Source organism: Bacillus sp. M5A3_1b (assembly GCF_053345335.1).
In genome coordinates this window covers 630,853-656,103 of record NZ_JBKEZY010000001.1, presented here as the reverse complement: position 1 = coordinate 656,103, position 25,251 = coordinate 630,853, and the positions used below count along the sequence as shown (strand labels likewise).

At 36.7% G+C, this 25,251-nt stretch carries 26 protein-coding genes and 2 other annotated features; of the genes, 19 read left to right on the top strand and 7 right to left on the bottom strand.

Annotated elements, in window-relative coordinates:
- Window positions 1-248 precede the first annotated feature (248 nt).
- The 3 genes from greA to ACLBWW_RS03480 all read left to right on the top strand — a co-directional run bounded on the left by greA (window position 249) and on the right by ACLBWW_RS03480 (window position 3,338).
- The gene (gene greA, locus ACLBWW_RS03490; protein ID WP_000179964.1) at window positions 249-725 is read left to right on the top strand and encodes a transcription elongation factor GreA; all 477 of its coding nucleotides are present in this window, start codon (window positions 249-251) and stop codon (window positions 723-725) included.
- Window positions 726-816: 91 nt separating this feature from the next.
- The gene (locus ACLBWW_RS03485) at window positions 817-2,571 is read left to right on the top strand and encodes a peptidoglycan D,D-transpeptidase FtsI family protein (protein ID WP_048541438.1); all 1,755 of its coding nucleotides are present in this window, start codon (window positions 817-819) and stop codon (window positions 2,569-2,571) included.
- Window positions 2,572-2,687: 116 nt separating this feature from the next.
- The gene (locus ACLBWW_RS03480; protein WP_048541440.1) at window positions 2,688-3,338 is read left to right on the top strand and encodes a YrrS family protein; all 651 of its coding nucleotides are present in this window, start codon (window positions 2,688-2,690) and stop codon (window positions 3,336-3,338) included.
- 35 nt (window positions 3,339-3,373) lie between these two features.
- On the opposite strand, the gene ACLBWW_RS03475 is transcribed toward ACLBWW_RS03480, so the two are convergent.
- The gene (locus tag ACLBWW_RS03475; protein WP_000010984.1) at window positions 3,374-3,589 is read right to left on the bottom strand and encodes a YrzA family protein; all 216 of its coding nucleotides are present in this window, start codon (window positions 3,587-3,589) and stop codon (window positions 3,374-3,376) included.
- Window positions 3,590-3,725: 136 nt separating this feature from the next.
- On the opposite strand from ACLBWW_RS03475, the gene ACLBWW_RS03470 reads away from it, so the two are divergent.
- The 13 genes from ACLBWW_RS03470 (at window position 3,726) to ACLBWW_RS03410 (ending at window position 15,552) form a co-directional block, all read left to right on the top strand.
- Window positions 3,726-4,364, top strand: coding sequence for a class I SAM-dependent DNA methyltransferase (locus ACLBWW_RS03470; protein WP_048541442.1), 639 nt, complete (start codon window positions 3,726-3,728; stop codon window positions 4,362-4,364).
- 14 nt (window positions 4,365-4,378) lie between these two features.
- Window positions 4,379-5,074 carry a 5'-methylthioadenosine/S-adenosylhomocysteine nucleosidase gene (gene mtnN, locus ACLBWW_RS03465; RefSeq protein WP_002088741.1) on the top strand — a complete coding sequence of 232 codons (696 nt, stop codon included), beginning with the start codon at window positions 4,379-4,381 and terminating at the stop codon, window positions 5,072-5,074.
- Window positions 5,075-5,156: 82 nt separating this feature from the next.
- Entirely contained in the window at window positions 5,157-6,080 is a 924-nt protein-coding gene (locus tag ACLBWW_RS03460) for an O-acetylserine dependent cystathionine beta-synthase (RefSeq protein WP_048541445.1), read from the top strand.
- Window positions 6,081-6,083: 3 nt separating this feature from the next.
- Window positions 6,084-7,217 (top strand): bifunctional cystathionine gamma-lyase/homocysteine desulfhydrase, encoded by a 1,134-nt coding sequence (locus ACLBWW_RS03455; RefSeq protein WP_048541447.1) that lies wholly within the window; start codon window positions 6,084-6,086, stop codon window positions 7,215-7,217.
- Between the two features lie 255 nt (window positions 7,218-7,472).
- A complete protein-coding gene (gene adhE / locus ACLBWW_RS03450; protein WP_447613907.1) occupies window positions 7,473-10,076 on the top strand; it encodes a bifunctional acetaldehyde-CoA/alcohol dehydrogenase in 2,604 nt (867 codons plus the stop codon).
- 126 nt (window positions 10,077-10,202) lie between these two features.
- Entirely contained in the window at window positions 10,203-10,430 is a 228-nt protein-coding gene (locus tag ACLBWW_RS03445) for a YrhC family protein (RefSeq protein WP_048541451.1), read from the top strand.
- A 155-nt stretch (window positions 10,431-10,585) separates the two neighbouring features.
- Window positions 10,586-11,533, top strand: a complete 948-nt coding sequence (locus ACLBWW_RS03440) for an ABC transporter substrate-binding protein (RefSeq protein WP_048541454.1) — start codon at window positions 10,586-10,588, stop codon at window positions 11,531-11,533.
- 5 nt (window positions 11,534-11,538) lie between these two features.
- Window positions 11,539-12,567, top strand: a complete 1,029-nt coding sequence (locus ACLBWW_RS03435; protein WP_048541456.1) for a FecCD family ABC transporter permease — start codon at window positions 11,539-11,541, stop codon at window positions 12,565-12,567.
- The gene (locus tag ACLBWW_RS03430) at window positions 12,554-13,372 is read left to right on the top strand and encodes an ABC transporter ATP-binding protein (protein WP_098079975.1); all 819 of its coding nucleotides are present in this window, start codon (window positions 12,554-12,556) and stop codon (window positions 13,370-13,372) included. The genes ACLBWW_RS03435 and ACLBWW_RS03430 overlap by 14 nt, the downstream gene beginning before the upstream one ends.
- Window positions 13,339-13,734, top strand: coding sequence for an ankyrin repeat domain-containing protein (locus ACLBWW_RS03425; RefSeq protein WP_048541571.1), 396 nt, complete (start codon window positions 13,339-13,341; stop codon window positions 13,732-13,734). The genes ACLBWW_RS03430 and ACLBWW_RS03425 overlap by 34 nt, the downstream gene beginning before the upstream one ends.
- A gap of 309 nt (window positions 13,735-14,043) precedes the next feature.
- Complete coding sequence (locus ACLBWW_RS03420; RefSeq protein ID WP_048541460.1) at window positions 14,044-14,550, top strand: GNAT family N-acetyltransferase; 507 nt, start codon at window positions 14,044-14,046, stop codon at window positions 14,548-14,550.
- Window positions 14,551-14,606: 56 nt separating this feature from the next.
- A complete protein-coding gene (locus tag ACLBWW_RS03415; protein WP_048541462.1) occupies window positions 14,607-15,065 on the top strand; it encodes a GNAT family N-acetyltransferase in 459 nt (152 codons plus the stop codon).
- Between the two features lie 109 nt (window positions 15,066-15,174).
- Window positions 15,175-15,552, top strand: coding sequence for a MaoC/PaaZ C-terminal domain-containing protein (locus ACLBWW_RS03410; protein ID WP_001101451.1), 378 nt, complete (start codon window positions 15,175-15,177; stop codon window positions 15,550-15,552).
- Window positions 15,553-15,585: 33 nt separating this feature from the next.
- On the opposite strand, the gene ACLBWW_RS03405 is transcribed toward ACLBWW_RS03410, so the two are convergent.
- Entirely contained in the window at window positions 15,586-16,131 is a 546-nt protein-coding gene (locus tag ACLBWW_RS03405; protein WP_001020697.1) for a helix-turn-helix domain-containing protein, read from the bottom strand.
- A gap of 156 nt (window positions 16,132-16,287) precedes the next feature.
- On the opposite strand from ACLBWW_RS03405, the gene ACLBWW_RS03400 reads away from it, so the two are divergent.
- Both ACLBWW_RS03400 and ACLBWW_RS03395 read left to right on the top strand, forming a co-directional pair.
- Window positions 16,288-16,692, top strand: a complete 405-nt coding sequence (locus ACLBWW_RS03400) for a DoxX family protein (RefSeq protein ID WP_001071551.1) — start codon at window positions 16,288-16,290, stop codon at window positions 16,690-16,692.
- Between the two features lie 21 nt (window positions 16,693-16,713).
- Window positions 16,714-17,571, top strand: a complete 858-nt coding sequence (locus ACLBWW_RS03395; RefSeq protein ID WP_048541465.1) for a VOC family protein — start codon at window positions 16,714-16,716, stop codon at window positions 17,569-17,571.
- Between the two features lie 17 nt (window positions 17,572-17,588).
- On the opposite strand, the gene ACLBWW_RS03390 is transcribed toward ACLBWW_RS03395, so the two are convergent.
- The 3 genes from ACLBWW_RS03390 to ACLBWW_RS03380 all read right to left on the bottom strand — a co-directional run bounded on the left by ACLBWW_RS03390 (window position 17,589) and on the right by ACLBWW_RS03380 (window position 23,125).
- On the bottom strand, window positions 17,589-17,903 hold the full coding sequence (locus ACLBWW_RS03390; protein ID WP_000979547.1) for a 4a-hydroxytetrahydrobiopterin dehydratase: 315 nt from the start codon (window positions 17,901-17,903) through the stop codon (window positions 17,589-17,591).
- Window positions 17,884-19,638, bottom strand: a complete 1,755-nt coding sequence (locus ACLBWW_RS03385) for an aromatic amino acid hydroxylase (protein ID WP_048541466.1) — start codon at window positions 19,636-19,638, stop codon at window positions 17,884-17,886. The genes ACLBWW_RS03390 and ACLBWW_RS03385 overlap by 20 nt, the downstream gene beginning before the upstream one ends.
- A 162-nt stretch (window positions 19,639-19,800) precedes the next feature.
- Window positions 19,801-20,028: a binding site (T-box leader), on the bottom strand.
- Window positions 20,029-20,079: 51 nt separating this feature from the next.
- Window positions 20,080-20,308: a binding site (T-box leader), on the bottom strand.
- 69 nt (window positions 20,309-20,377) lie between these two features.
- A complete protein-coding gene (locus ACLBWW_RS03380) occupies window positions 20,378-23,125 on the bottom strand; it encodes a S8 family serine peptidase (RefSeq protein WP_048541468.1) in 2,748 nt (915 codons plus the stop codon).
- A gap of 295 nt (window positions 23,126-23,420) precedes the next feature.
- Here ACLBWW_RS03380 and ACLBWW_RS03375 point away from each other — a divergent pair, with 295 nt between their 5' ends.
- The gene (locus ACLBWW_RS03375) at window positions 23,421-24,659 is read left to right on the top strand and encodes a TolB family protein (protein WP_447613906.1); all 1,239 of its coding nucleotides are present in this window, start codon (window positions 23,421-23,423) and stop codon (window positions 24,657-24,659) included.
- A gap of 41 nt (window positions 24,660-24,700) precedes the next feature.
- On the opposite strand, the gene ACLBWW_RS03370 is transcribed toward ACLBWW_RS03375, so the two are convergent.
- Window positions 24,701-24,823 carry a DUF4023 domain-containing protein gene (locus ACLBWW_RS03370; protein WP_000071861.1) on the bottom strand — a complete coding sequence of 41 codons (123 nt, stop codon included), beginning with the start codon at window positions 24,821-24,823 and terminating at the stop codon, window positions 24,701-24,703.
- A gap of 69 nt (window positions 24,824-24,892) precedes the next feature.
- Window positions 24,893-25,231 carry a hypothetical protein gene (locus tag ACLBWW_RS03365; protein ID WP_000871130.1) on the bottom strand — a complete coding sequence of 113 codons (339 nt, stop codon included), beginning with the start codon at window positions 25,229-25,231 and terminating at the stop codon, window positions 24,893-24,895.
- Window positions 25,232-25,251 lie beyond the last annotated feature (20 nt).

Below are 25,251 nucleotides of genomic sequence, written 5' to 3'. Positions count from 1 at the left end.
ATTTTTTCCCTTCCTATCGAATACAATGAAACATGCAACCTCATCTATATATAGGTGAGGGCATATTTATATCAACTTTCCATACATATCTTCTTTATATAAAGAGGAATTGGGAATACGGGGTTGTATGTGACAACTCCGCTAGTACAGGCGTGCTAGAAACCTCCGCTATACATATAAGTGGGGGAGTTTTCATATGGAACTCCTCTTTTTTTTCGGGGGATTGGTATATAAAAGGAGTGGAAAATATGGCAACAGAAAAAACATACCCTATGACGCAAGAGGGTAAGCAAAAGCTAGAGAACGAACTTGAAGATTTAAAAACGGTAAAACGTAAAGAGGTTGTAGAGCGAATTAAGATTGCACGTAGCTTCGGAGATCTTTCTGAGAACTCTGAGTACGATGCAGCGAAAGATGAGCAAGCGTTCGTAGAAGGACGTATTACACAATTAGAAAACATGATTCGTAACGCAGTTATCATCACAGATAACGGCGAAGAGTCTACAGTTGTTACATTAGGTAAAACAGTAACATTTAAAGAGTTACCAGGTGGAGATGAAGAATCTTACACAATCGTAGGTAGCGCAGAAGCAGATCCATTTGAAGGAAGAATTTCTAACGATTCTCCAATTGCAAAAAGCTTATTAGGTAAGCAAATTGGTGAGAAGGTAGCAATCCAAACTCCAGGTGGAGAAATGCAAGTAGAGATTATCTCTGTAAAATAATAAAAAATCACTCGTGTAAAAGCGAGTGATTTTTTTATTTGTATAAAAGATGAAACACTCCGTCCAAACTATAATAGACGAGGTGTTTTTTATGAAAATAAAACGGAGAATTACAATTGTTTTAATTTGTTTTATATGTATCATGTTTATTTTACTTTGTCGTTTAATTCAAATACAAATTATAGATACAGAATCATTTACAGATCGTAAGATAAATTTAATTGAAAAAAGTGTTACACAACGGACGCAGTCCATTACGGTAGATGATGGACGAGGCCATTTTATAGATCGGAACGGTAAGGAAATAGGTGAGAAAAAGTATCCTGTTTTAATTATTTTTCCATTTCTACAAATAAAAAATGACATGTTAGAGAAAATTGCGCATATCATTGGTGTGTCGAGACAAGAGATTGAAAGTCAAATGAAAGACAAGAAAAGTGCATTTATCATGCAAAGGGGAAATGGTCCATTTCGCTTGGCACGAGAGCAGATGGAGAAGGTAAATCAATTAAAGGTATTAGGTATTGTAGCAGCTGAAGTTCGTTTACGGCAAACTGGCAGGGTGAATCATTTAATTGGCGATGTGGGGGAGAATGAACGAGAATTTCAAAAACGATACGGAGAAGTAAGAAAAATTTCAAGGCAAACGCCAATTGGTATTTCAGGATTGCAGCAATCATTTGATGAATTTCTTTTGACCGATGGAGAGGCAAAAGTATTGTATCAAGTGGACCGACAAGGGGAACCGATTTTTGGAAAACAAGCAAAATATACTGCTCCTGGAAATCCGTTTTATCCAGTGACGATTCAAACAACTTTACATAACAGGTTACAGCAAAAAGCAGAAGAAGTGGTTGAAGCAAGCGAAATAAAGAAGGGGGGATTAGTATTACTTGATGTAAAGACAAATGAAATTTTAGCGATGGTCAGTAAACCATCTGTGCAGGTGAAGGATGCGCGTTTATATACAACTACACTTGAAAATCAAATGTTGACACCACATTTTCCCGGTTCTGTTTTTAAAACAATAGTTGCAGCGGCAGTGATTGATCAAAATGAAAATGTGTTTAATCGTACATTTAATTGTAATCAAGATTTATATGGTGAAGACCATCCACAAGTTATGATGGGTACACTTAGTTTTAAAGAGAGCTTTGCTAGAAGCTGTAATAGGACATTTTCGGAGTTAGGTAATGAGCTAATACAAAAGGATAAGATGGTGTTAGAAACTTACGTAGCAGCGTTAGGAGCCGCTAGTAAGGTTGGATGGAAAGGTTCTGTATTTCATACAACTCATTTTGAGCAAATGCCAGAGGAGAAGAGGGTTACGATTTGGGGTAGTGAAGGAAATAAGAATAGTAAAAAGGCGGTAGCGCAAACAGCAATTGGACAGAAAGATGTCCGCATGTCACCTCTAGCGATTGCAAATATAATGGCGACGATTGGTAGGGATGGAGAAAAGATGGAAGTGAAAGCTGTTGAAAAGATAATGTATAAAAATGGAACGGACTTTTATACATTTGAAGACCATACAATAGGCGGGAAACAGCTTTCGTATGAAACAGTGAAAACATTACAAGAGTTATTAAGGGGCGTTGTAACAACGGAGAAAGGAACAGGAGCAGCATTCAGGTCGTTACCACTAAGTGTCGCCGGAAAATCTGGGACAGCACAAACAGGAAAAGGGACGAAAGTGAATCGTTGGTTTGCAGGTTATTTTCCATATGAAAATCCAAGATATGCTTTAGTTGTCGTGGATATAGAAACGAATAGTAATGTAAATGAAGTTACACCTATTTTCAAAGCTATCGTAGAATCAATCTATCGATTAGAGAATGAAAAGTAATCTTGCAATTCATAGTGAAATGTTTTCATTTCGTGAAAATATTATTGTAAATGTTCAACCTTTCTAGATTTAATGTTACAATAGCAAGTATGAAAAACTGCATGGAGGTTTGAAGAATGGCAGGAGGATCTAGATTCCAACAGAAACAACAAAAACGTCGTCAAAACGGTGTTTTAAATATTGCAATTGCAATTGTATTAATATTAGTAGCTATTGTATCATATCAATTGTTTGTTCCTGAAAGAAAAGAACAAGCGTCTTCTAGTGATAAAAAAGTAGCTCAGCAAACAACAAAAGAGAATAAGTCTGAGAAAGCTAAAGGCAAAGAAGAGACGAAGAAGAACGAGCAAGATAAGGCAGAGGCTAAGAAGAAGGAAGAAGAAGAGAAGCAAAAGGCTGAGGAAGAACAGAAAAAAGCTGAAGAAGAAGCGAAAGCTAACGAGAAAGCACCAGCTGAAAAAACACAGTCACAGGCAACAGATGCTTATACGAAATCTTCTTGGAAGCCAGTAGGTACAGAGCAAGGTGCAACACCTGCGATGACGTTTAAAAAAGGTACAGCAGATTGGAATGAGATGAACCAAGCAATTTCAGCTGCAATTGACGTTCCAGTAGAGCAATTAGTTATTCATCGAATCGGAAATAACGGTAAAAATAAAGCTTACGGTAACGTACAAGATAAACAATCAGGTAAAAAATATTATGTGAATATTGATTGGGTAGAAAATGAGGGCTGGAAACCAGTACTTGTTCAAACTCTAAACTAAAAAAGAGAGGCTCCTTAGGAGCTTCTCTTTTTTAGTTAGCGTAATTTCTTTAATTTAAAATGAACAACCGCGCTATAATATGGTCTTTTGCTTTCGGGATCCATAACCATTTGATGCGAGATGTGATGAACTTCAAGCATAAGTGCTTTATTATTATCGATTTGTTCGCTAATTTTTCGTTCTAAAGAAGCTAAGTCTCCTGCTTCGAAAAACTCTACTTTATCTTCTAACATTTCAAAGGTAAATGACACGAAGACGACCCCTCTCCTATGTAATCAACTATAGTGTAACAAAGAAAAGAATGAAATACCATGTACATTTCAATTGACATTTTTAGCAAGAGGGCATATCATACTGATAAAACCGATAAGAAAAAGGGGAATTTTTATGGGGACAGAATTTAATGGTTTATTTGATGAGTGGGCTCATACGTACGACTCATTCGTACAAGGCGAAGATATACAATATAAAGAAGTTTTCGCTCGTTATGAGGATATTCTAGAGGATGTAGTTAACAAGTCATTTGGTAATGTATTAGAATTTGGTGTTGGTACTGGCAATTTAACAAATAAATTATTGTTTGCTGGACGCACAGTTTACGGTATAGAACCGTCACGTGAAATGCGCATGATTGCAAAAGAGAAATTGCCGCAAGAGTTTTCCATTACAGAAGGTGATTTTCTTTCGTTTGAAGTCCCAACTTCAATTGATACCATAGTAAGCACCTACGCATTTCATCATTTAACAGATGATGAAAAAAATGTAGCGATTGCGAAGTATAGTCAATTGCTAAACAAAGGTGGTAAAATAGTGTTTGCTGATACGATATTTGCAGATCAAGATGCATATGATAAAACTGTTGAAACAGCAAAACAAAGAGGTTTCCATCAGTTAGCAAACGATTTGCAAACGGAATACTATACACGTATTCCAGTCATGCAGTCTATTTTTGAAAACAATGGCTTCCATGTAACGTTTACGAGATTAAATCATTTCGTTTGGGTAATGGAAGCAACTAAGCAATAGAAAGAGGGATTAGATTGAGAATTGCTGTAATTGGAGCAATGGAAGAAGAAGTACGTATTTTACGTGACAAATTAGAACAAGCAGAGACAGAAACAGTTGCAGGTTGTGAATTTACGAAAGGGCTATTAGCAGGGCATGAAGTAATCTTGTTAAAGTCTGGTATTGGTAAAGTAAATGCAGCGATGTCAACGACAATTTTATTAGAAAGATATAAGCCAGAAAAAGTAATTAATACTGGTTCAGCTGGTGGCTTCCATCATTCTCTAAACGTTGGAGATGTAGTTATTTCAACAGAAGTTCGTCATCATGACGTAGATGTAACAGCATTTAACTATGAGTATGGTCAAGTACCAGGAATGCCTCCTGGATTCAAGGCTGATGAAGCATTAGTTGCATTAGCTGAGAAATGTATGCAGGCAGAAGAAAATATTCAAGTTGTAAAAGGTATGATTGCAACAGGTGATTCATTTATGAGTGATCCGAACCGCGTTGCAGCAATCCGTGATAAATTTGAAGACCTTTATGCAGTAGAAATGGAAGCAGCAGCTGTTGCACAAGTATGCCACCAATATGAAGTTCCGTTTGTTATTATTCGTGCACTTTCTGATATTGCTGGTAAAGAATCAAATGTTTCATTTGATCAATTTTTAGATCAAGCAGCTCTTCATTCTACAAACTTTATCGTAAAAGTACTAGAAGAGTTAAAGTAATGTAACAAAAAGGCAACTGTCTCATATAAAGAAAATACATACAGTTGCCTTTTCTTTATTGGCAAATAAGGGGGAGAACACGATGAATGTATATCGTGGAGTTCATGAGTTGATTGGTCATACACCAATTGTAGAAATTACTCGTTTTTCACTTCCAGAAGGGGTCCGTTTATTTGCAAAGCTTGAATTTTATAACCCAGGTGGAAGCGTTAAGGACCGTTTAGGAAGAGAATTAATCGAAGATGCGCTAGAAAAAGGGCTTGTTACCCAGGGTGGAACAATTATTGAACCAACTGCTGGAAATACTGGTATTGGACTGGCACTTGCAGCGTTACAACATGATTTACGCGTTATTGTTTGTGTACCAGAGAAATTTAGTATTGAAAAACAAGAATTAATGAAAGCACTAGGCGCAACGGTCGTGCATACACCGACTGAGCAAGGAATGACCGGCGCAATTGCAAAAGCAAAAGAATTAGTAAATGAAATACCGAATTCATACTCTCCAAGTCAGTTTGCGAATGAAGCAAACCCGCGTGCGTATTTCAAAACACTAGGTCCTGAACTTTGGTCGGCACTTAACGGAGAGATTAACATATTTGTTGCAGGAGCAGGAACTGGTGGTACATTCATGGGGACTGCATCTTATTTGAAAGAAAAAAATATAGATATAAAAACGGTTATTGTCGAACCAGAAGGATCTATTTTAAATGGTGGTAAAGCTGGTTCGCATGAAACAGAAGGGATCGGCCTTGAATTCATCCCGCCATTTTTGAAAACATCTTATTTTGATGAAATTCATACAATTTCTGATCGAAATGCATTTTTACGAGTAAAGGAATTAGCGCAAAAAGAAGGACTGCTTGTTGGGAGCTCTTCCGGAGCAGCATTTCATGCAAGTTTACTTGAAGCAGAGCAAGCGGCACCAGGTACAAATATTGTAACGATTTTTCCTGATAGTAGTGAGCGTTATTTAAGTAAAGACATATACAAAGGATGGGAATAAAAAATGAGAGCAAAGACAAAGTTAATTCATGGTATTCGCATAGGAGAACCTTCAACTGGATCTGTAAATGTACCGATTTATCAAACAAGTACGTACAAACAAGAAGCAGTTGGTAAGCATCAAGGATATGAATATTCACGTACAGGCAACCCAACACGTGCAGCTTTAGAAGAAATGATTGCAGTATTAGAAAACGGTCATGCTGGTTTTGCATTTGGTTCAGGAATGGCTGCTATTACAGCTACAATTATGTTGTTCTCAAAAGGTGACCACGTTATTTTAACAGATGATGTGTATGGTGGAACGTACCGCGTTATCACGAAAGTATTAAATCGCTTCGGTATTGAGCATACATTTGTAGATACAACCAACTTAGAGGAAGTTGTAGAAGCAATTCGTCCGAATACGAAAGCGATTTATGTGGAAACACCAACGAACCCATTACTGAAAATTACTGATATTAAGAAAATATCTACTCTTGCTAAAGAGAAAGATTTATTAACAATTATCGATAACACATTCATGACGCCATATTGGCAGTCGCCGATTACTTTAGGAGCAGACATTGTACTTCATAGTGCAACGAAATATTTAGGAGGTCATAGTGACGTAGTTGCAGGCCTAGTAGTTGTAAATAGCCCGCAATTAGCAGAAGACCTTCACTTTGTACAAAACTCAACAGGAGGCATTCTTGGCCCACAAGATAGCTTCTTACTACTTCGTGGTTTAAAAACATTAGGAATTCGAATGGAAGAGCATGAGACGAATTCACACGCAATTGCCGAGTTTTTAAATAACCATCCAAAAGTAAATAAAGTATATTACCCAGGTCTTGCATCACATCAAAACCATGAACTAGCGACAGAACAAGCAAATGGATTTGGTGCTATTATCTCATTTGATGTAGATAGTGAAGAAACATTAAATAAAGTACTAGAGAACTTACAATACTTTACACTTGCTGAAAGTTTAGGGGCAGTAGAAAGTTTAATTTCTATCCCATCTCAAATGACACATGCATCAATCCCAGCAGATCGTCGTAAAGAGCTAGGAATTACAGATACATTAATTCGTATTTCTGTCGGTATTGAAGACGGTGAAGATTTAATTGAAGATCTAGCACAAGCGTTAGCATAGTAAAAATGCACTGCTCAGGCAGTGCATTTTTACTACATCTATTTTGTGAAAAACTTCACAAAATAGACATACACAAATGAAATAATTTCATGTATATTAAGTTCATGAAGTGTTACTCACGAACATACTTGTGAAATATTTCACAAAGAATGAGGTTCATGTAGGAAAGCAACTCTATTTTTTTGCGCTAATCGGGACTCATTATGACCTATAGGGTCTTATTCAGTCCACGATAGCAGAATAGGAGGAATTTACATGGTAGTCAAAGAGAAAGTTGTAAATGAAATGCAGGAAGTAAAAGAGATGATTGATACGTTAGTGAATAACGGTCGAAAGGCTTTACAAGCATTAGAAAGTTTTACACAAGAGCAAATTGACAAAATTGTTCATGAAATGGCATTAGCAGGTGTTGATCAACATATGCCGCTTGCGAAGTTGGCTGTTGAAGAAACAGGTCGTGGTGTATATGAAGATAAATGTATTAAAAATATTTTTGCTACTGAATATATTTGGCATAGCATAAAAAAAGATAAAACAGTAGGGATTATTCACGAAGATCCTCATGAAGAAATAATAGAAATTGCGGAACCTGTCGGTGTAGTAGCTGGGGTAACGCCAGTAACGAATCCAACGTCGACAACAATGTTTAAAGCATTAATCGCGATGAAAACGAGAAATCCAATTATTTTCGCATTTCATCCTTCAGCACAAAACTGTTCCATTGCAGCGGCGAAAACAGTATATGATGCAGCGGTGAAGGCCGGGGCACCAAAACATTGTATTCAGTGGATTGAAAGACCTTCTGTCGAAGCAACGAAACAATTAATGAACCATGAAGGTGTTGCGCTTGTTTTGGCAACTGGAGGAGCAGGTATGGTGAAATCAGCTTATTCTACTGGAAAACCAGCGCTAGGTGTAGGTCCTGGTAATGTACCATGCTATATAGAGAAATCAGCGCATATAAAACGAGCTGTTAATGATTTAATTTTATCAAAAACATTTGATAACGGTATGATTTGTGCATCAGAACAAGCAATCATTGTAGACAAGGAAATTTATGATGATGTGAAAAAAGAAATGATTGCAAACAATTGTTACTTTGTAACAGAAGAAGAGAGAAGAAAATTAGAAAAGCTTGTTATTAATGAAAATACATGTGCAGTAAATAGTGATATTGTAGGGAAATCAGCACAGTACATCGCCGCATTAGTTGGAATTACTGTGCCTGAAAATACAAAAATGCTTGTAGCTGAAATACAAGGTATCGGAGGAGCATATCCACTATCACGTGAGAAACTGAGTCCAGTATTAGCTTGTGTAAAAGCAAATTCACTAGAAGAGGGACTTACATATTGCGAAGACATGTTAGACCTTGGTGGTTTAGGACATTCAGCAGTCATTCATTCCACAAATAAAGAAGTACAAAAACAATTTGGATTACGTATGAAAGCTTGCCGTCTTATTGTAAATGCCCCTTCATCACAAGGTGGAATCGGTGATATATATAATGGATTTATTCCATCACTTACGCTCGGTTGCGGCTCGTATGGGAAAAACTCAGTTTCTCAAAACGTAACAGCGACGCATTTATTAAATATAAAAAGGTTGGCAAATAGAAAAAAGAATATGCAGTGGTTCAAATTACCACCAAAAATTTATTTTGAAAAACATGCGACAGCATATTTAGCAAATATGCCTAACATTTCACGTGCATTTATTGTAACGGATCCAGGAATGGTTGAGCACGGATATGTAGATACGGTTACGCATTATTTACGTAAACATGCAAATGATGTAAAAGTCGAAGTTTTCTTTGAGGTCGAGCCAGATCCATCAGATGAAACTGTGTTTAAAGGTGCGGAAATGATGAGAAGTTTTAAGCCAGATGTAATTATCGCACTTGGTGGTGGTTCAGCTATGGATGCAGCGAAAGGGATGTGGCTTTTCTATGAGCATCCAGAAACAACATTCTATGAAATTAAACAGAAGTTTTTAGATATAAGAAAACGTACATGTAAATATCCGGAATTAGGAAGTAAGGCGCAGTTTGTTGCCATTCCAACAACATCAGGAACAGGATCAGAAGTAACACCATTTGCGGTTATTACAGATAAGAAAAATAATATAAAGTATCCGCTCGCGGATTATGAATTAACACCAGATGTAGCAATTGTTGATCCACAGTTTGTAATGACAGTACCACCACATGTAACAGCAGACACTGGTATGGACGTATTAACGCATGCAATCGAGGCGTATGTGTCTGTTCTAGCAAATGACTATACAGATGGATTAGCATTAAAGGCCATTGATCTCGTATTTAAATATTTACCAAGAGCATTTAAAGATGGAAATGACGAAGAAGCACGAGAAAAAATGCATAATGCTTCTGCAATCGCAGGGATGGCATTTGCAAATGCTTTCTTAGGTATTAATCACAGCTTAGCACATAAAATTGGACCGGAATTTCATATTCCGCATGGGCGTGCGAATGCAATTCTTATGCCGCACGTAGTTCGCTATAATGCTATTAAGCCAAGAAAACACGCATTGTTCGCAAAATATGAGCACTTTGTGGCTGATGAACGCTATGCACATATTGCGAGAATGCTCGGGCTTCCAGCAGGCTCGACAGCAGAAGGTGTGGAATCCCTCGTCCAAGCAATTATTGAGCTTGGAAAAAGCTTAAATATAAATATGAGTATTGCAGGACAAGGAGTTGCTAAAGACCAATTTGAAGAGGTTGTTGGATTATTAGCAGAAAGAGCTTTTGAAGATCAATGTACAACAGCTAATCCGAAATTACCTCTCATTTCAGAGTTGAAAGAAATTTATATGGAAGCATATAAAGGGGAGTAATGGGTATGAAAGAGTCGCAATAAAGCGGCTCTTTTTCATTTGGAAAACATCTCCCAGAATGGCTGTATTTACTGGTCTTTAAGTTTAATAGAATATGATACAGTGAAATAGAGGAGTGAGAATATAATGAAAGAATTACAAGGAAAAATAGAAGATTATACTCGGTTCGGACAAATCCTTCTCGCTGTAAGTACATTGTTAATGGTTGGCTTATTGATTCCGAATGGAGCAAAAGAAGCAATACAATCTTTTGTTATGATGGGGAGTACCGTTATATTTTTAAGTTTATCATTCTTTTTCTTTCAGCGTGTGAAAGTGATGCGAGAACAGTTAGAAGGAAACGAATGTGAGTAATATTATGAAATAGAGCACTACGAAAAGAACGAATCTTTTTGTAGTGCTTTTTGTTTTTGTAAAAAATGTATGCGGTTTATATTGACAATGATAATCCTTATCAATTAAAGTAGAATAGTAGTTAATGATTATCATTATCAGTTAGAGGTGAAAGAATGAAAAAATCTATTACGCTATTCACAGCGATTTTATCTATTTTTTTCTTGTTAATAGGTTGCAATGCAAAGGGAGACGAAAAAGCATCTGCAACAAAAACAGAAAAAGGAAAAGAGAAAATCGAAGTTACCGACCTATCAGGAAGAAAGGTAACATTCGATAAAGTGCCAGAGAGTTTTGCAACATTAAGTATGGGGGACATGAATATTATTCATGCTTTAGGCGGAAAAATAGTAGGTCGTCCGGATGCAAAAATAACTCTTCCAGAGGATGTAAAGAAAGTACAAGTAATCGGGAATGCACATCAACCGAATTTTGAGCAAATCGCTAGTTTAAAACCGGATGTACTTATTGCTAACAATGGGTTTCAAAAGAATGTTCCAACGGTTGAAGGACAAGGAACGAAAGTAATGATTTCTTCTGCGAATTCTGTACAAGATATTCAAAAGAATATTGAACTATATGGAACGATAATGAAGAAAGAAGATAAAGCAAAAGAACTTAATCAAAAAATTAATGATCAAATGAAGACATATGAGAAAAAGAGTGATGTGAAAGCACTGTTAGTATACGGAGCACCAGGTACTTATTTAGCAGCATTACCAACATCTTTATCAGGTAATATTTTAGAAAAAACAGGCGGAAAAAATATTGCAGCTGATTTTCCGGAAATGAAGGAATATCCGCAATATGCGCAGCTAAGTGTAGAACGTATTATTGAGGCAAATCCAGATGTGATTTATTTAATTACACATGGAGATCCAAATAGCGTTAAAAAAGCATTTGAAGGCGAAATGATGAAAAATGAAGCGTGGAAAAATTTAGATGCAGTAAAACAAAATCGTGTAGTTATTTTGCCACCAGACTTATTTGGATCAAATCCTGGAACAAAAGTTACAGAAGCAATGGACTTTATGTATAAAAGTATACAAGATGTAAGGAAATGATAAGTATGGAAAGTAGTGAAGTAGTAAGGGAAAAGGAACATCCTTTTGCGAAAAAAAGATGGATAATAGCAGTTACTTTAGTTGTATTAACGATTCTAGGTCTTTTTTACGGTCTTTTCGCAGGAAGCCTATCCTTTTCTTTACGAGAAATTCTAACAGGGATACAAGATGAAGGTTCGACGGTTCATCGAATTGTATGGGACCTTCGTATACCGAGAGTGCTCGTTGGATTTATAGTAGGAACATGTTTAGCAGCATCTGGTGCACTGCTGCAAGGGGTTATGAGAAATCCTCTTGCAGACCCTGGTATTATCGGGGTTTCATCTGGAGCAGGCCTTGTAGCAATTGTAATTATGATTTTATTCCCTCAGCATATGGCATTTTTACCGCTCGGGGCGTTTATAGGAGCTTTCATAACGGCGATGGTCATTTATGCTTTGTCATGGCAAAAAGGGGCGCCGCCTTCAAGGATTGTCTTAGTAGGTGTATCAATCAATGCATTAATTGGTGCAGCGACGTCAGCGTTAATGTTATTACATAGTGACAAAGTACAATCGGTGTTACCCTGGTTAGCAGGTGGCATTGGTGGTGTAAGTTGGGCACATTTAAACATGATTATTTATTATGCAATATTCGCTATTATATTAGCCTTCTTTGGTATAAAGCATATTCGAGTATTAATGCTTGGAGATGAAATGGCGAAATTATTAGGTCATAACGTGGAGAAAAGCCGGTTTTATTTAATAGTAGTAAGTACACTATTAGCTGGAATTGCAGTTAGTGTTTCTGGTCTTATTGGATTTGTCGGACTTGTTGTACCACATATGTTACGTTTATTAGTTGGAAATGACTATAAATATTTACTTCCATTATCATGCCTTGGCGGAGGTATATTACTTGTTTTCGCGGATGCGATAGCTCGAAGTTGGTTCGATCCAATTGAATTGCCTGTTGGTATTTTATTATCCTTCTTAGGCGGTCCGTTCTTCTTATATTTAATTCATAGAGGAGGAAGACAACGTGATTTCCGTTAATAAAGTGTTTTACGCACATTCTGAAAGATTTCAAATGCAAAATATGAATGTACATATTAAAGCTGGAGAGGTCGTTAGTTTAATTGGACCGAATGGATCGGGGAAATCTACTTTGCTTCGTTTAATGGCAAGACTACTTAAACAAAGCGAAGGGGATATCATTTTAGATGGAAAAAGTATTCATACGATGAAAAGTGCCGATGTAGCGAAGCAATTAGCGATGTTACCACAAATGCATGATCATAAATTAGATTTAACAGTGAAAGAATTAATCGAATTTGGAAGGGGACCTCATAAATCATGGAGAGATCGCTTAAATAAAGACGATGAAGAAATTGTTGATTGGGCATTGTCTGTTACAAATCTTGAAGGGTATGAATATCGTCTTTTACAATCTTTATCAGGAGGAGAAAGACAACGTGCCTGGATTGCAATGACGCTAGCACAACGTACAAATGTCTTATTATTAGATGAGCCAACAACCTTTTTAGATATCGTTCATCAGTTGGAAGTAATGGAACTTGTGAAACGGTTAAACGAGGAGTTTGGCATGACAATTGTAATGGTTTTACATGATATTAATCAAGCGGCTCAATATAGTGATCGTTTACTCGTATTAAAGCGAGGGCAGCTTCAGTATGACGGTATACCAGAAGAAGTGTTATGTCATGAAATGTTTCAACGTGTGTTCGGCATAGAGGTAGATATTTTTCAAGGAAGTGACAAGCCATTTTTTACACCAAAACGAATTTCTAAAAAAGGAGGAGCAAGATGCGAACAGAAGAATGTATTACCACTGAGTTAGTAAGAGAATTTGTTATGGCAGCTCACGGAGATTTAGAAAAAGTACAAGAACTGTTGGCTGAATCGCCAAGCTTACTTCATGCCTCTTACAATTGGGGCGGATCAGGTTGGGAAAGTGCGTTAGGAGCGGCGGCACATGTAGGTCGTAAAGATATTGCTCTCTATTTACTAGAAAAGGGTGCTCGAATGGACATTTTTGCGGCCGCGATGCTTGGAGAATTAGAAGTTGTACAAGCTATTTTAGTAGCACAACCAGAGGCATTGCGTGCATCGGGTCCACATGGTATTTCCCTTCTTCAACATGCACGAATGGGTGGAGAACAAGCACAGCGTGTATTTGAGTACTTAACGGTGATCTCTTAATGACCGCAAAGGTTCTTATGTGCGGTAAACTTTTCACTTTCATATAATTGAAAAGTTTACCGCCCGTTAGAGCGGGATAAGTATCTAGTATATTTGAAAATCCTACACCCCCTCAATTGTAGTTTTCTTTATGCTAGTTATGATATGGATGCAGTAGACAATATTTGTCTACTGCCTTTTTTAGATTCTTGAGAGATTGAATATTCTGTATTTTATTCTTGGTTCATTTATAATAGATAGTAACATTTTAGTATACATACAAAACATGATCGTGTAGTTAAGTACAAATTCGTGGGAAGGAGTGCAGAGATGTTTCATACAGATCATTTACAAATTCGCAAATATACAATGGATGACTTGCAGTTCTATGCTTCGCTATGGGGAAATGAGAAGGTAATGCGCTATATTGGAAATGGGACGTTAAAAACATATATGCAATGTAAAAAAAGTTTGGAGGAGTGGGTGATTCCTAGCTATAAAAATGGTCTTGGTTTATTTGTATTGATTGAAAAGGAAACGGGAATACGAATTGGTCATGCAGGGTTAGTAAAGCAGCAGATAGATGGAAAAGAAGAAATTGAAATTGGTTATTGGTTATTACCTCAGTATTGGGGAAAAGGGTATGCGAAAGAAGCAGCGGCAGCATTTCGAGACTATGGTTTCCAAGCGTTACGAATGAATAAATTAATTTCTCTTATTAATCCGGATCACCCCGCCTCAATCTTTGTTGCTAGAAAAACAGGGCTTAGTTATGAGAAAACAACTTCATTTCATGGGATGGACGTTCTTGTTTATTCCATTAAACGCGTTGGATGAAAAAAGGTAAATTTCATCTTTTGAAGAATGGTATATAAAAATAAAGGGGGGATTACATGTATATTTATCATAATGGCCTTATTATTCGTGAGGGAACGAATGGTGTGCCAGCATATGCAATTAAAACTTTATTCGAAGATGCTGGTTGGGGTAATGATGATATCCCTTCTTGGCAAATTGAAAAATTCACGATAGCATTTGAAAATTCAACATGGGCATTCACAATTTGGGATGAAGAAGAGATGATTGCGATGGTTAGAGTCATTTCTGATGGAATCATGATCGCGAACATAGTAAATTTAGTTGTGAAATGTGAATATAGAGGGAAGGGATTAGGTAAGAAACTTGTCGCTCTTTGTTTGCAAAAGTTGCCACATGGAGACTGGTTTGCACATACATCGGCGAGTAATTTTGATTTTTATAGAAGTTGTGGTTTTGAGGTGAGAGAGTTATCGAGAAATGGAACATGTGCGTACTACGGGTATCAAGTAGCAAAAAAAGATGGGCACCGATAAAAGTAAGATGGTGTAGAAAAAGGATCGCTATTTTAATAATAGAAACTGAACTGAGACTCATTTTATGATAAAATAAAAGAAAATTCTGTTTATTAAACGGGGGATAAAAATGAATGTAAAAGTTGGGGATGTATTTAAATACGAAAGAAGATTTACTGAGGAAGAGGTTTTTGAATTTGCAAATATTACAGGAGATAAAGGTAGGCATCATATGGAATATGATGAAAAAGGACGTTTAATGGTTCATGGTTTATTAACCGCTAGTATTGGAACGAAAGTAGGAGAAGAATTACATTACATAGCAAGAGAATTAGTAAGTGAGTTTATTAGACCGGTTTTTACAGGAGATACGATCACTTGTGAATTAACTTTAACAAATATTGAACAGATGGAAGGATATAAAAAGGTTTCAATCGAGTCAGTTTATCGCAATCAACATGAAAAGACTGTACTAGTTGGGACAAGTTATGGCGTTATAAGGGGATAAAAAAGAAGCCTGATTTACAGGCTTCTTTTTTATTTAATAAACACGTTTTCGATTTTCTGCATGACTAGAGATGAGTAATAATGCAGTTTCTTCTCCTATATTACGAACGATATGAGGAACACATGCATTCCAAGAGAAAGAATCACCCTCTTCTACAATTGCAATATCTTCTCCATGTTGAACTTCTAGTTTTCCGCGTAATACAAGGTGACATTCTTCCCCTTCATGGGCATTTGGTATATTTTCTTTCGGAAACCCAGCAGGAATTTCCACGAGGTTTAGGCGGAGGCCACCTTGCTCTGCAACATGTTCAATTCTTTGTTCATCTTTTCCGTATACACTGTATTTACGCTCTACCTTTTTGACAACTTTCAACCGATCTTTTTGTTCTAATAATAAATAGGGAAGGGGAACGTTTAAAAAATTGGAGATTGTTTCTAAAGTTGAGATAGATGGTGATGTTTTATTATTTTCAACCTGACTCATAAATCCTTTAGAAAGACCTGTTCCCTCACAAATTTGTGCGATTGTTATGCCTCTACGTTGACGAATTTCACGTATTGCAGAACCAATATTCATAAAATCAAGCTCCTTTTTGTAAACAACTATTTGTATCATAGCAAAAAAAATATATTTTTTCCCAGTGAAAATGAATTGACGAATAAAAAAATTTAGTGTATGTTTTGTATTATAAATAAAAGTTTTGTATAAGGAAACTATAAAGGAGAGAATGAAATGAATCAACATATCGGTAACTTAATTATTCGTATCGTGTTAGGGGTAACATTCTTTATGCACGGTTTAACAAAATTCCAATCGGGGATTGACAATATTGCAGGGTGGTTTACAAGCATTGGTTTACCAGGAGGTCTTGCATACGGTGTAGCAACAGCGGAAGTAGTTGGTGGTATATTGTTAATTCTAGGTTTAGGTGTAAGATATATTGGATTATTATTTGCACTTGTAATGGTTGGAGCAATTGTAAAAGTAAAATGGTCAGCTGGTTTATTAGGAGATGGAAAAAATCCTGGCTTCGAATTAGAACTTGCATTGTTAGCAATGGGTGCGTACTTATTTGTTGCGAAAGCAGACGGTTTTGTAGATAATTTCTTAAAAGAGAGAATGTTAAAGAAGAACTAAATTAAATGGGGGGCTAACAAGATGAGTTTTCAACTTCATCCCGACACAACACTTGATGTTGTTCATTTATATGTATCAAATATAAAGAAATCACTAGAGTTTTATACAGAAGTACTAAGTATGAAAGTACTAAAAGAAGATGAAATGGTTGTTACATTTGGGAATGAAAATAACGAACCACTCCTTATCATTGAAGAAAAGAAAGAAGCTCTACCAAAGCAAAGAGGGAGAACGGGGTTATATCATTACGCAATCTTATTACCAAGCAGACAGGATTTAGCGAATATTCTTCGTCATCTTGTAGAAATGGTATATCCACTGCACGGCGGAGCCGACCATTACTTTAGTGAGGCCCTTTATTTAGCTGATCCAGATGGAAACGGGATTGAAATTTATCATGATCGCCAAAAAGAAGTTTGGCGTGATGAGAATGGAGAACTACCATTTGTTAGTAACCCGTTAGCTGGTGAAGAACTATTACAGCAAGGAAGTACATGGAATGGATTTCCGGCGGGTACTGTGATGGGACATATTCATCTCCATGTAGCTGATTTGGAAGAAGCGAAACGTTTCTATGTGGATGGTCTTGGTTTTGAAGTAACAATCCCAGCTCGTAATGGAGCGTTGTTCGTATCGGCAGGTGGCTATCATCACCATATCGGTTTAAATACGTGGCAAGGTGAAGAAATACCGCCGCAAATGCCAAATTCCGTCGGCTTGAAATATTTCACAATTGTACTAGCGGATGAAAAACAAAAAGAGCAAGTATGTAAAAGCTTAAAAAATATTGGCAAAGTCGCTACGTACAAAGATGGAATATTACAAGCCCAGGATCCATTTGGACATTGTATTCATTTCAAAATAAAAGGAGAAGCCTAAAAAAGGCTTCTCTTTTTTTACTTTCTTATAATTGCTTTTTCGTTTTGTAAAAATAGTTCATCAAACTGCTTTGCAAGCTCAAAATCTAGTTTCGTTAAACCTTTTGCATTCCAAGATGACAAAGTAATAATGACTGCTTTATACTGGATAAGGATAAATGGATGGTGATTACGTTCTTCTGATAGTTTGGCGGCTTCAGAGACAAATTCGACTCCTTTTAAATAGTCGGAAAACATATATTTTCGTTCAATCCATTTTTCATCTTTTACTATCCATTTATCCACCTTGAATAATTCCCCTTGAACTTCTTCTTCAGTTAATCGCAGCATCATTTTTCACATCCTTTACATGCAGTAGTGCAAGACCATTGTTAATAAGGCGTGTTACAGCTTCGTCAGTTGTGAAAGTAGAAAGTTGTTGTAATAATGCTGCTGATGTTTCGTGCCCTTTGTTATGCTCTAAAAGTAATTCTAATATTTCAAGGCGAAGCAGCCATTCTTTCGGATAAAATTTATTTAATACCTCTTGAATTGCTACTAATTGATCGACATGTGCGTCGTGTAAAATACCTCCACCTCGAATATCACGAACTGTTTGATACATACGATCCAGCTCAGTTAATGCAAGAGGTGCTGGAGTTTCCTCTGTTTCTTCATCAATTGGGAAAAATGATGCTGCATCTGCGGCACCTGGGAATACGGAAGTAATTGTTGAACCAACAGCCATATCAAATGCGCCCCATGAAGCATCAAATAAAACACGGTCGTTATAAGTAACTGTGCAATTGATAAAGGAAATAAGCGCAATTTTCTTATTGTTTTTTATAATATCTGTTACTTTTCCTTTTACATGAATACCACTTGCAAAAGTGAATGCTGCTTCATTTCCGATTGTAATTCCTAATGATTGTAGTTGTTCATCTGTACAATTTTCTAATGCAATATTTTCAGTGAGTAATCCAATTGGTGTTCCAAAGCCGTCACTGTGTACAGACGTAGAATGATTCGCTAGCTGTTTATTGTGAATTGCTAATGCTGTTGGTGAATTTGTTCGCATGTAAATCACTTTACCTGCATCGTTTTCAATTGTCTCGCTGAATGTACCTGTAATCTGTAATCCACTAGTTAGTTCAGCAGTTGCATAGTTTTCAGAGCGAATCGCTTTTTCTAAACCTTCCTTTCCACCTGTTTTAAAGGCCATCGTTTCAGCAAATGTCTCAAGTGCTTCAGTCAGCTCTTCAAATGATTCACAAACAAATAGTTGAGGTTGCATTTTTGTTACGTCATAAGTTGTTCCAGTACATGCTTCTATAGAAAATGGAACCTTTTCTACAGCGTCTGTTAAGCAATGTTTGCTTTCGCCAACAGAGGAAAGGAGACCAGCGCCATATATTTTTGGAGCGTCTATACTTCCGATTAAGCCATATTCTACTGTCCACCAGAAAAGACGCGAAATTTGTTCCGCTTCTGATAAGCCAGAAACTAAGTTTTGTTTTTCAATTACATTATTTTCAGCAGTTGTAACTTCATCAGGCGTAGAAGTAGGGCTTTCTTTTACAATCGTTAATGTACGAACAGCTTCGAATGCATCATGTTCTTCTTTTGTAGAGAAAGCTTTTGCACCAATTTGCCCAAATCGTTTCACATATTTTGCATATGTAGGATCAAGTAAAATAGGTGCGTGTCCTGCTGCTTCGTGTACGATATCTGGAGCAGGTGTATACTCGATGTTTTCTACTTTGCGAATATCTGTTGCGATTGGTAATAATCCGTGTCCTTGAAAATCAAAGAAGGCTACGCCAGGAATAAGCCCGTCAATCGTTACAGCGCCCCAGCCGCTTGGTGCTAAACACTCATTCATTTCTTCTACCTTTGGAATTGCATCTATATTAATACCAGATGATTGTAATCCGTTCACATAGGCTGGATGAGCAACGTCTTTTAAGAAACTATGATTTTGTCTCATAATGTAACGCCACACAGCGTGATTCACCGGTGTGTATTGATCATAATGCTGCGTGGATACGAATGGTTTTAAATGTGATGGAATTTCTGTTTTCTTTGTCATTTAGACATCCTCCTTTTTTTTAATAAAATTAAGTATCGGTTTTGTATAGCTTGTATCACCCCCTTTCAAAATTGTAAGCGCTTATAAAATTTTATCATAAGATTCGGAATTATTTAATATTTGTTTCTGTGAGAAATAGAAAAAGCCCCTATCGGAAAATCCGATAGGGGCGAAAGAATCGCGGTACCACCCTATTTGTAAGTGAAAATATACTTACATCTCAATTAATGATAACGGAAAAACTCCGTCTTTTCCTTCATGCCTATAAGCACTACGAAAAAGAAGCTCCAGAATTGTAATTCATACTTATATATGTGCTAATTTCCACCGACCATTAGCTCTCTGTAACAGGGATATAAGATACTACTGCGATTCTTTCAACGCGTATATTATGAAATTATGTAAAAGGATGGACGCAAAAAAGTCCCTATCGGAAAATCCGATAGGGACGATAAAAATCGCGGTACCACCCTATTTGTAAACAAGTAATTGTTTACCACTCACTTTAAGATAACGGAAAAATCCGTCTTTCTCTTCATGCATAAAAAGCATTACGGGAAAGAAGCTCCAGAATTGTAATTCACGCTTGTATATGTACTGATTCGCACCAACCATCAGTTCTCTGAGACAGGGATATAAGTCGCTACTAGTATTCCTTCAAAGCCGATATATAATTCGTTCAACTAAACTATGTTTTGTATTATAAAACTATATTTAAAAAATTGTCAACAATAATTTTTTATTTTACATTTAAATCAACATTTAAATTAGATGTATTTCCAGCTGCATCTGTTGCTACAATGTGAATTGTATTCTTTCCTTGTTGTAATTGATTACGATCGAAATAAATTTCGTAGTTTTTCTCCCATGTGTTTAAGAATGCACTCTCCCATACACCATTTCCGTTAATCTCATATTGTATTCCCACTGGAATACCAGGTGCAATCCAACCAGATTCTGTCATCCAATCTAGTAGAATATCATCAACGTTTCCTCTAATAATAAGATTTTCTTGATCAATTTCGTGAGTTAACTTAGGGGCTGTTCGATCGATAAATACAGCTCCTGTTTGCTTTGTTTCTCCACCAGAGTTAGAAGCAACGGCTTCAATTTGGTATAAGCCATCAGGCAACGGAGATCCGTCTGCTCTTGTACCATTCCATTTGAAAGATTTATAACCTGGTGTTTCGTTTTTACCTTGATATACCTTACCTTGATATGTCACACGGTCTTTCGTGATTAAATTGGCATGAAACGCTATATCTTCAACTGGTGTAACTAAATAGTAATTGATTAGGTTGTCATCTAATATTTTGTCATTATTTGGACTGAAAGTAGAATTAACGATTTCAAGGCCATCAATACGCTTGTATTCTTTCGGATCGATACTAAATGTAAATGGAATACGCATTTCTTCCGTTTTCCCTTGCTCTTTTACATACAGATTCCCTGTATATACGCCTTGCGGTAAGGAGCTATCTACAGTAATAGTAAAAGGTTTTTCAATGTTACTATTCGGTTTCATACTAATAGAAGAAGGAAAAGAAGTTTGGATTTTTGTTTTTGTATCTAGTAATTCAATACGAGTTGAAAAGTTTTTCTTTTTGTTAGAAAGATTTTGTAACGTAATATTTTGTGTTAGTTTCACTTTGCCGCTATTCGGTTTAATAAGACCGAAACTTACATTGTTCGGTTTCACTAACGCATCCGTTTGAGCTGCTTTCGGAATGTTAATTAAACCTGATCCTTGTGCCATAACAGGATATGTATTTTCATTGACATCCTTTAATGTTTTTGCAGTGTTGGCAAGAGCAGATTTCAATTGTTCTGTCGTCCAATCAGGATGCATTTGACGTAGTAAGGCAACGGCTCCTGCTACTTGTGGCGCAGCCATACTTGTTCCGTTGTGAGATTCATAGCCACCCCTTGGTACCGTACTAGTAATTTGTACTCCAGGTGCAACAACATCAGGTTTTATGAGCCAACTTCCTTGTGATGGTCCTCTGGAACTAAAGTTACCAATAAGTTCTGTTTTGTTCGGTTGTCCAATTTTTATATTTTTCTTTCTTTTTGTAATTAAATTTTTCAACTCTTCACCATTTGTATTTGATAGTTGCATAACTGGAAGAGCTATCTCTTCACGGCCAAAATATTCAGGCATAATATTAATTTCTTTTTCATTAGAAATTAGTAGCACCCCGATAGCTCCAGCTTGTTTCGCTTGTTCTGCCTTTACTAACGTGCTTGAAGTTCCTTGTAAAACAAGGACGAACTTCCCTTTCACATCTTGTTTAGCGTAATCACTTGAATTACCGTAGCCAACATAGACAAGCTGAGCATCGTTTCCTACTTGGAAATCTGCTTTTGATAACGGTAATCCTTGGTAAGATTTATTAGAACCAGCTACTTGGAATGCTGGGAACGGAATAGAAACAGTTGATGCGCCAACAGAGATGACACTACTTGCGTTACCAGGAGCATCAACAGACCAAGGTTTTGGTCCATCATTTCCATTTGAAACAACTGCAGTAACACCAAGTTTTGCTGCGCGTTCTAACGTCATTGTTACAGGTTGATCAGGGACATTCAAATCTTGACCGAGAGATAAATTTAAAACGTCAGCACCATCTTGAATAGCGCGCTCAATACCTTGAATAATATCATCGGTCGTACCAGTTCCACCATCGTTCATGACACGGTAAGCGAGTATAGAAGCATTCGGAGCAACGCCTTTAATTTTTCCGTTACCAGCAATAATACCAGCTACATGAGTACCGTGTACGTTACCATCCATCGGATCGTTATCCTCATCGACTGTATCGTATCCACCGATATAGTTTGCTTGTAAGTCGGGGTGTGTGTAGTCTACGCCAGAATCAATAATAGCGACTTTCATACCTTTTCCATCAAGCGGTTTGCCAGATGGATCTTTTAAATTCCATGCTTCAGGTGCACCGATTGTCGGTCCGCCAATATTTGGCGCTTCTTCTTTAGTAGCGCTTTTTGCTGTTTCATGCAATTTATATGTTAAGTTCGGATAAACAGCTTTTACTTCGGGTAAAGAAGCTAAAGCAGCAACTTGATCTCCTGGGATAGAAATAGAGAATCCAGAAAATAATGTGCTATACGTTTCTTTTATCTTTGCTTTTGGTGCTTTTTCTCTAATTTTCTTTGTTGTATCCTCTTGCGCCTTTTTTAGTTGTGCATGGTATGATTGCACATTTCCATTTTTTAAATCTGGAGCATGCTGAATGTTACTTTGTGAAGCGAGCGGAGCATGTTGCAATTCTACAATGACTGAAATTTCTTTTGATGTTTTTGTTTCAACATTTTGCGCGATTTTGTTTTCTCCCCATTGCTCAATATTCGCTTTTAACTGTGGACTAAATTGCTTCTCCTTTTGCAGCGATTCAGCATGCGCGCTTAAAGCTCCAAAACTAGAAAAGACAAGCGCCATACTTAATAGTGCAGATGTAGTTTTTTTCATTGAAACTCCCCCTAATAAAAAGTGCTAATATTCCGAAAAGTTATCTTACATTTTTGTTCTGAAATATAAAATCGAATGTTGGCTAAACTATACTTTCGACATAATTCATACCAATCCTCTTTGAATTAAAAATTTTTCGGGAAATTTTTTGGGATTATGTCGAATGGCTAATATTCAGCGAGGAAAGCCCATTCTTATTGGGGATAAATCCACAATAATTCTGCAATTAATAAGGAGTGAAATTCGCATATAGTAAGTGGAATATGAGGAATGCTATAAGAAAATGGAGGAACGTATGAAAAAAATTATCGTGAGTAGTAGTGTGGTTTTTTTTATTTTTTTATCTTCAATTTTTAGTACTAGTGCGGAACATAATGGGGTGAAGGTTGCTTTTATTCGTCATCATGATCTTTGGGTTAAAATTGATGGAAAAGAAAAACAAATAACAAAAGGCGAGTACATAACAGGGCCGAAATGGTCTCATGATGGAGAATGGATTTCTTATGCTAAAGGAAAGAAGCAAAACACCTTGGAGTTGTACCGACTGGAAGATGGAAAAAAAGTTAGGCCATTGCAATCTGAGGTATCGAATTATCAATGGTCACCGAAAGAGAATATAATTGCATTTGTATTTGCAAATACATTAAATACGTTTGATGTCAAAAATAAGAATACAGATTTTGAAAATGTGTCAGCTGGTGTAGGTGATTATGCATGGTACCCTGATGGAAAGAAGTTTCTTGTATCTTCTGAAGCACACTTACTTCCAACAGGATGGACAGGAGCTCAGCTATATGAAGTGCAAAAAGATGCACATATGAATCCTCACAAAATGAAGCATTTGTATGCATTACCAAATGAACATGATGATTTTCTAGCGCTAGTTGCAAGTGGATTTGAGTGGTCACCGGATCAAAGGTGGATTTCATTTTTAGCGGTACCGACAGCTTCGTGGTCAGCTGATAGTAATACGCTTTGCTTAGTTCGAGCAGATGGCAGTCGCTTTGAAAAGGTAGATCAAATGTTATTAAACATGCAATGGTTCAAATGGGCGCCATCCAAGAATATTTTAGCTTATATTGAAGGAAGCGGAAGAGTTGCGTTAGAGAATAAACATTTAAAAGTAAAAGAGTTGCCGGCACTTCAGCAGAACACCTTTACGCCGAAAGGATATGTCGATTGGGATTTTGTATGGAAGAACGATAAAGTAATGATCGTTTCACGAGCAAAAGAGGCAGGGATAGAAACTCCGCCAGAAAAAAGGCCACTGCCATCCTTATATGAGATCGATAGTACAAGCGACGAACAACATCAAATCACAAAGCCACCCCATAAGCAAGGTGACTATCATCCCATCTTTATGAAGAAGAACAATCAATTAATATGGATACGTTCAGACCGTAAGAAAGCCAATGTATGGCTTTCCAGTAGTGATGGAAAACAGGAAAAGAAGTGGATTGAAAATATAGATGTACCAGAATGGTATTATGAGAAATGGAACTGGGAAAATGTCATATCGGTAAAAGAAGAATAAAAAACCTGCCTAAAAGATAATTTTAGGCAGGTTTTTTATTGTTATTTATGTGTTTTATTTGGCTTTTTTTTCGCGGGGTTTCCGTTTCCCTGACGCTTTCTATTTTGTTCATCTTTTGCTTGCTTTTCATGTAGTGTATCTAAAAAGTCATTCGAGTTACTCATTTTTATATCGCTCCTTTCATTTCGTCCTAATTACTATAACCATTTAGGAGGATAATCATGAGATAAAAGTTAAGCGCTTAATTTTCTTCGATAGTATACGTAAAATATGCCATACGTAATAAATAGCATAAGTAAAACTTGTAACTCTACATTTTCTTTTAAAATAGTTGCGACAGAAGATGGTAAGTAAGGTGATGTATTACTCGTTCCTAAACCTAACCATTTGTTTAAGAGGTTAATGATACAAAACATGAAAACACCAGACCAGCTTGCAATAATTGCCTTCTGCTTAATTTTTGTTTCACGTTCATCATCTGTAATCCAAGGATTAGCAGTTTTATCACTATTAAAAAATCCATTTATGTATCCCCATATGATCATTCCGATAAAGGCGATAATCCATTTCATATTTGTGATTCACCTCTCTC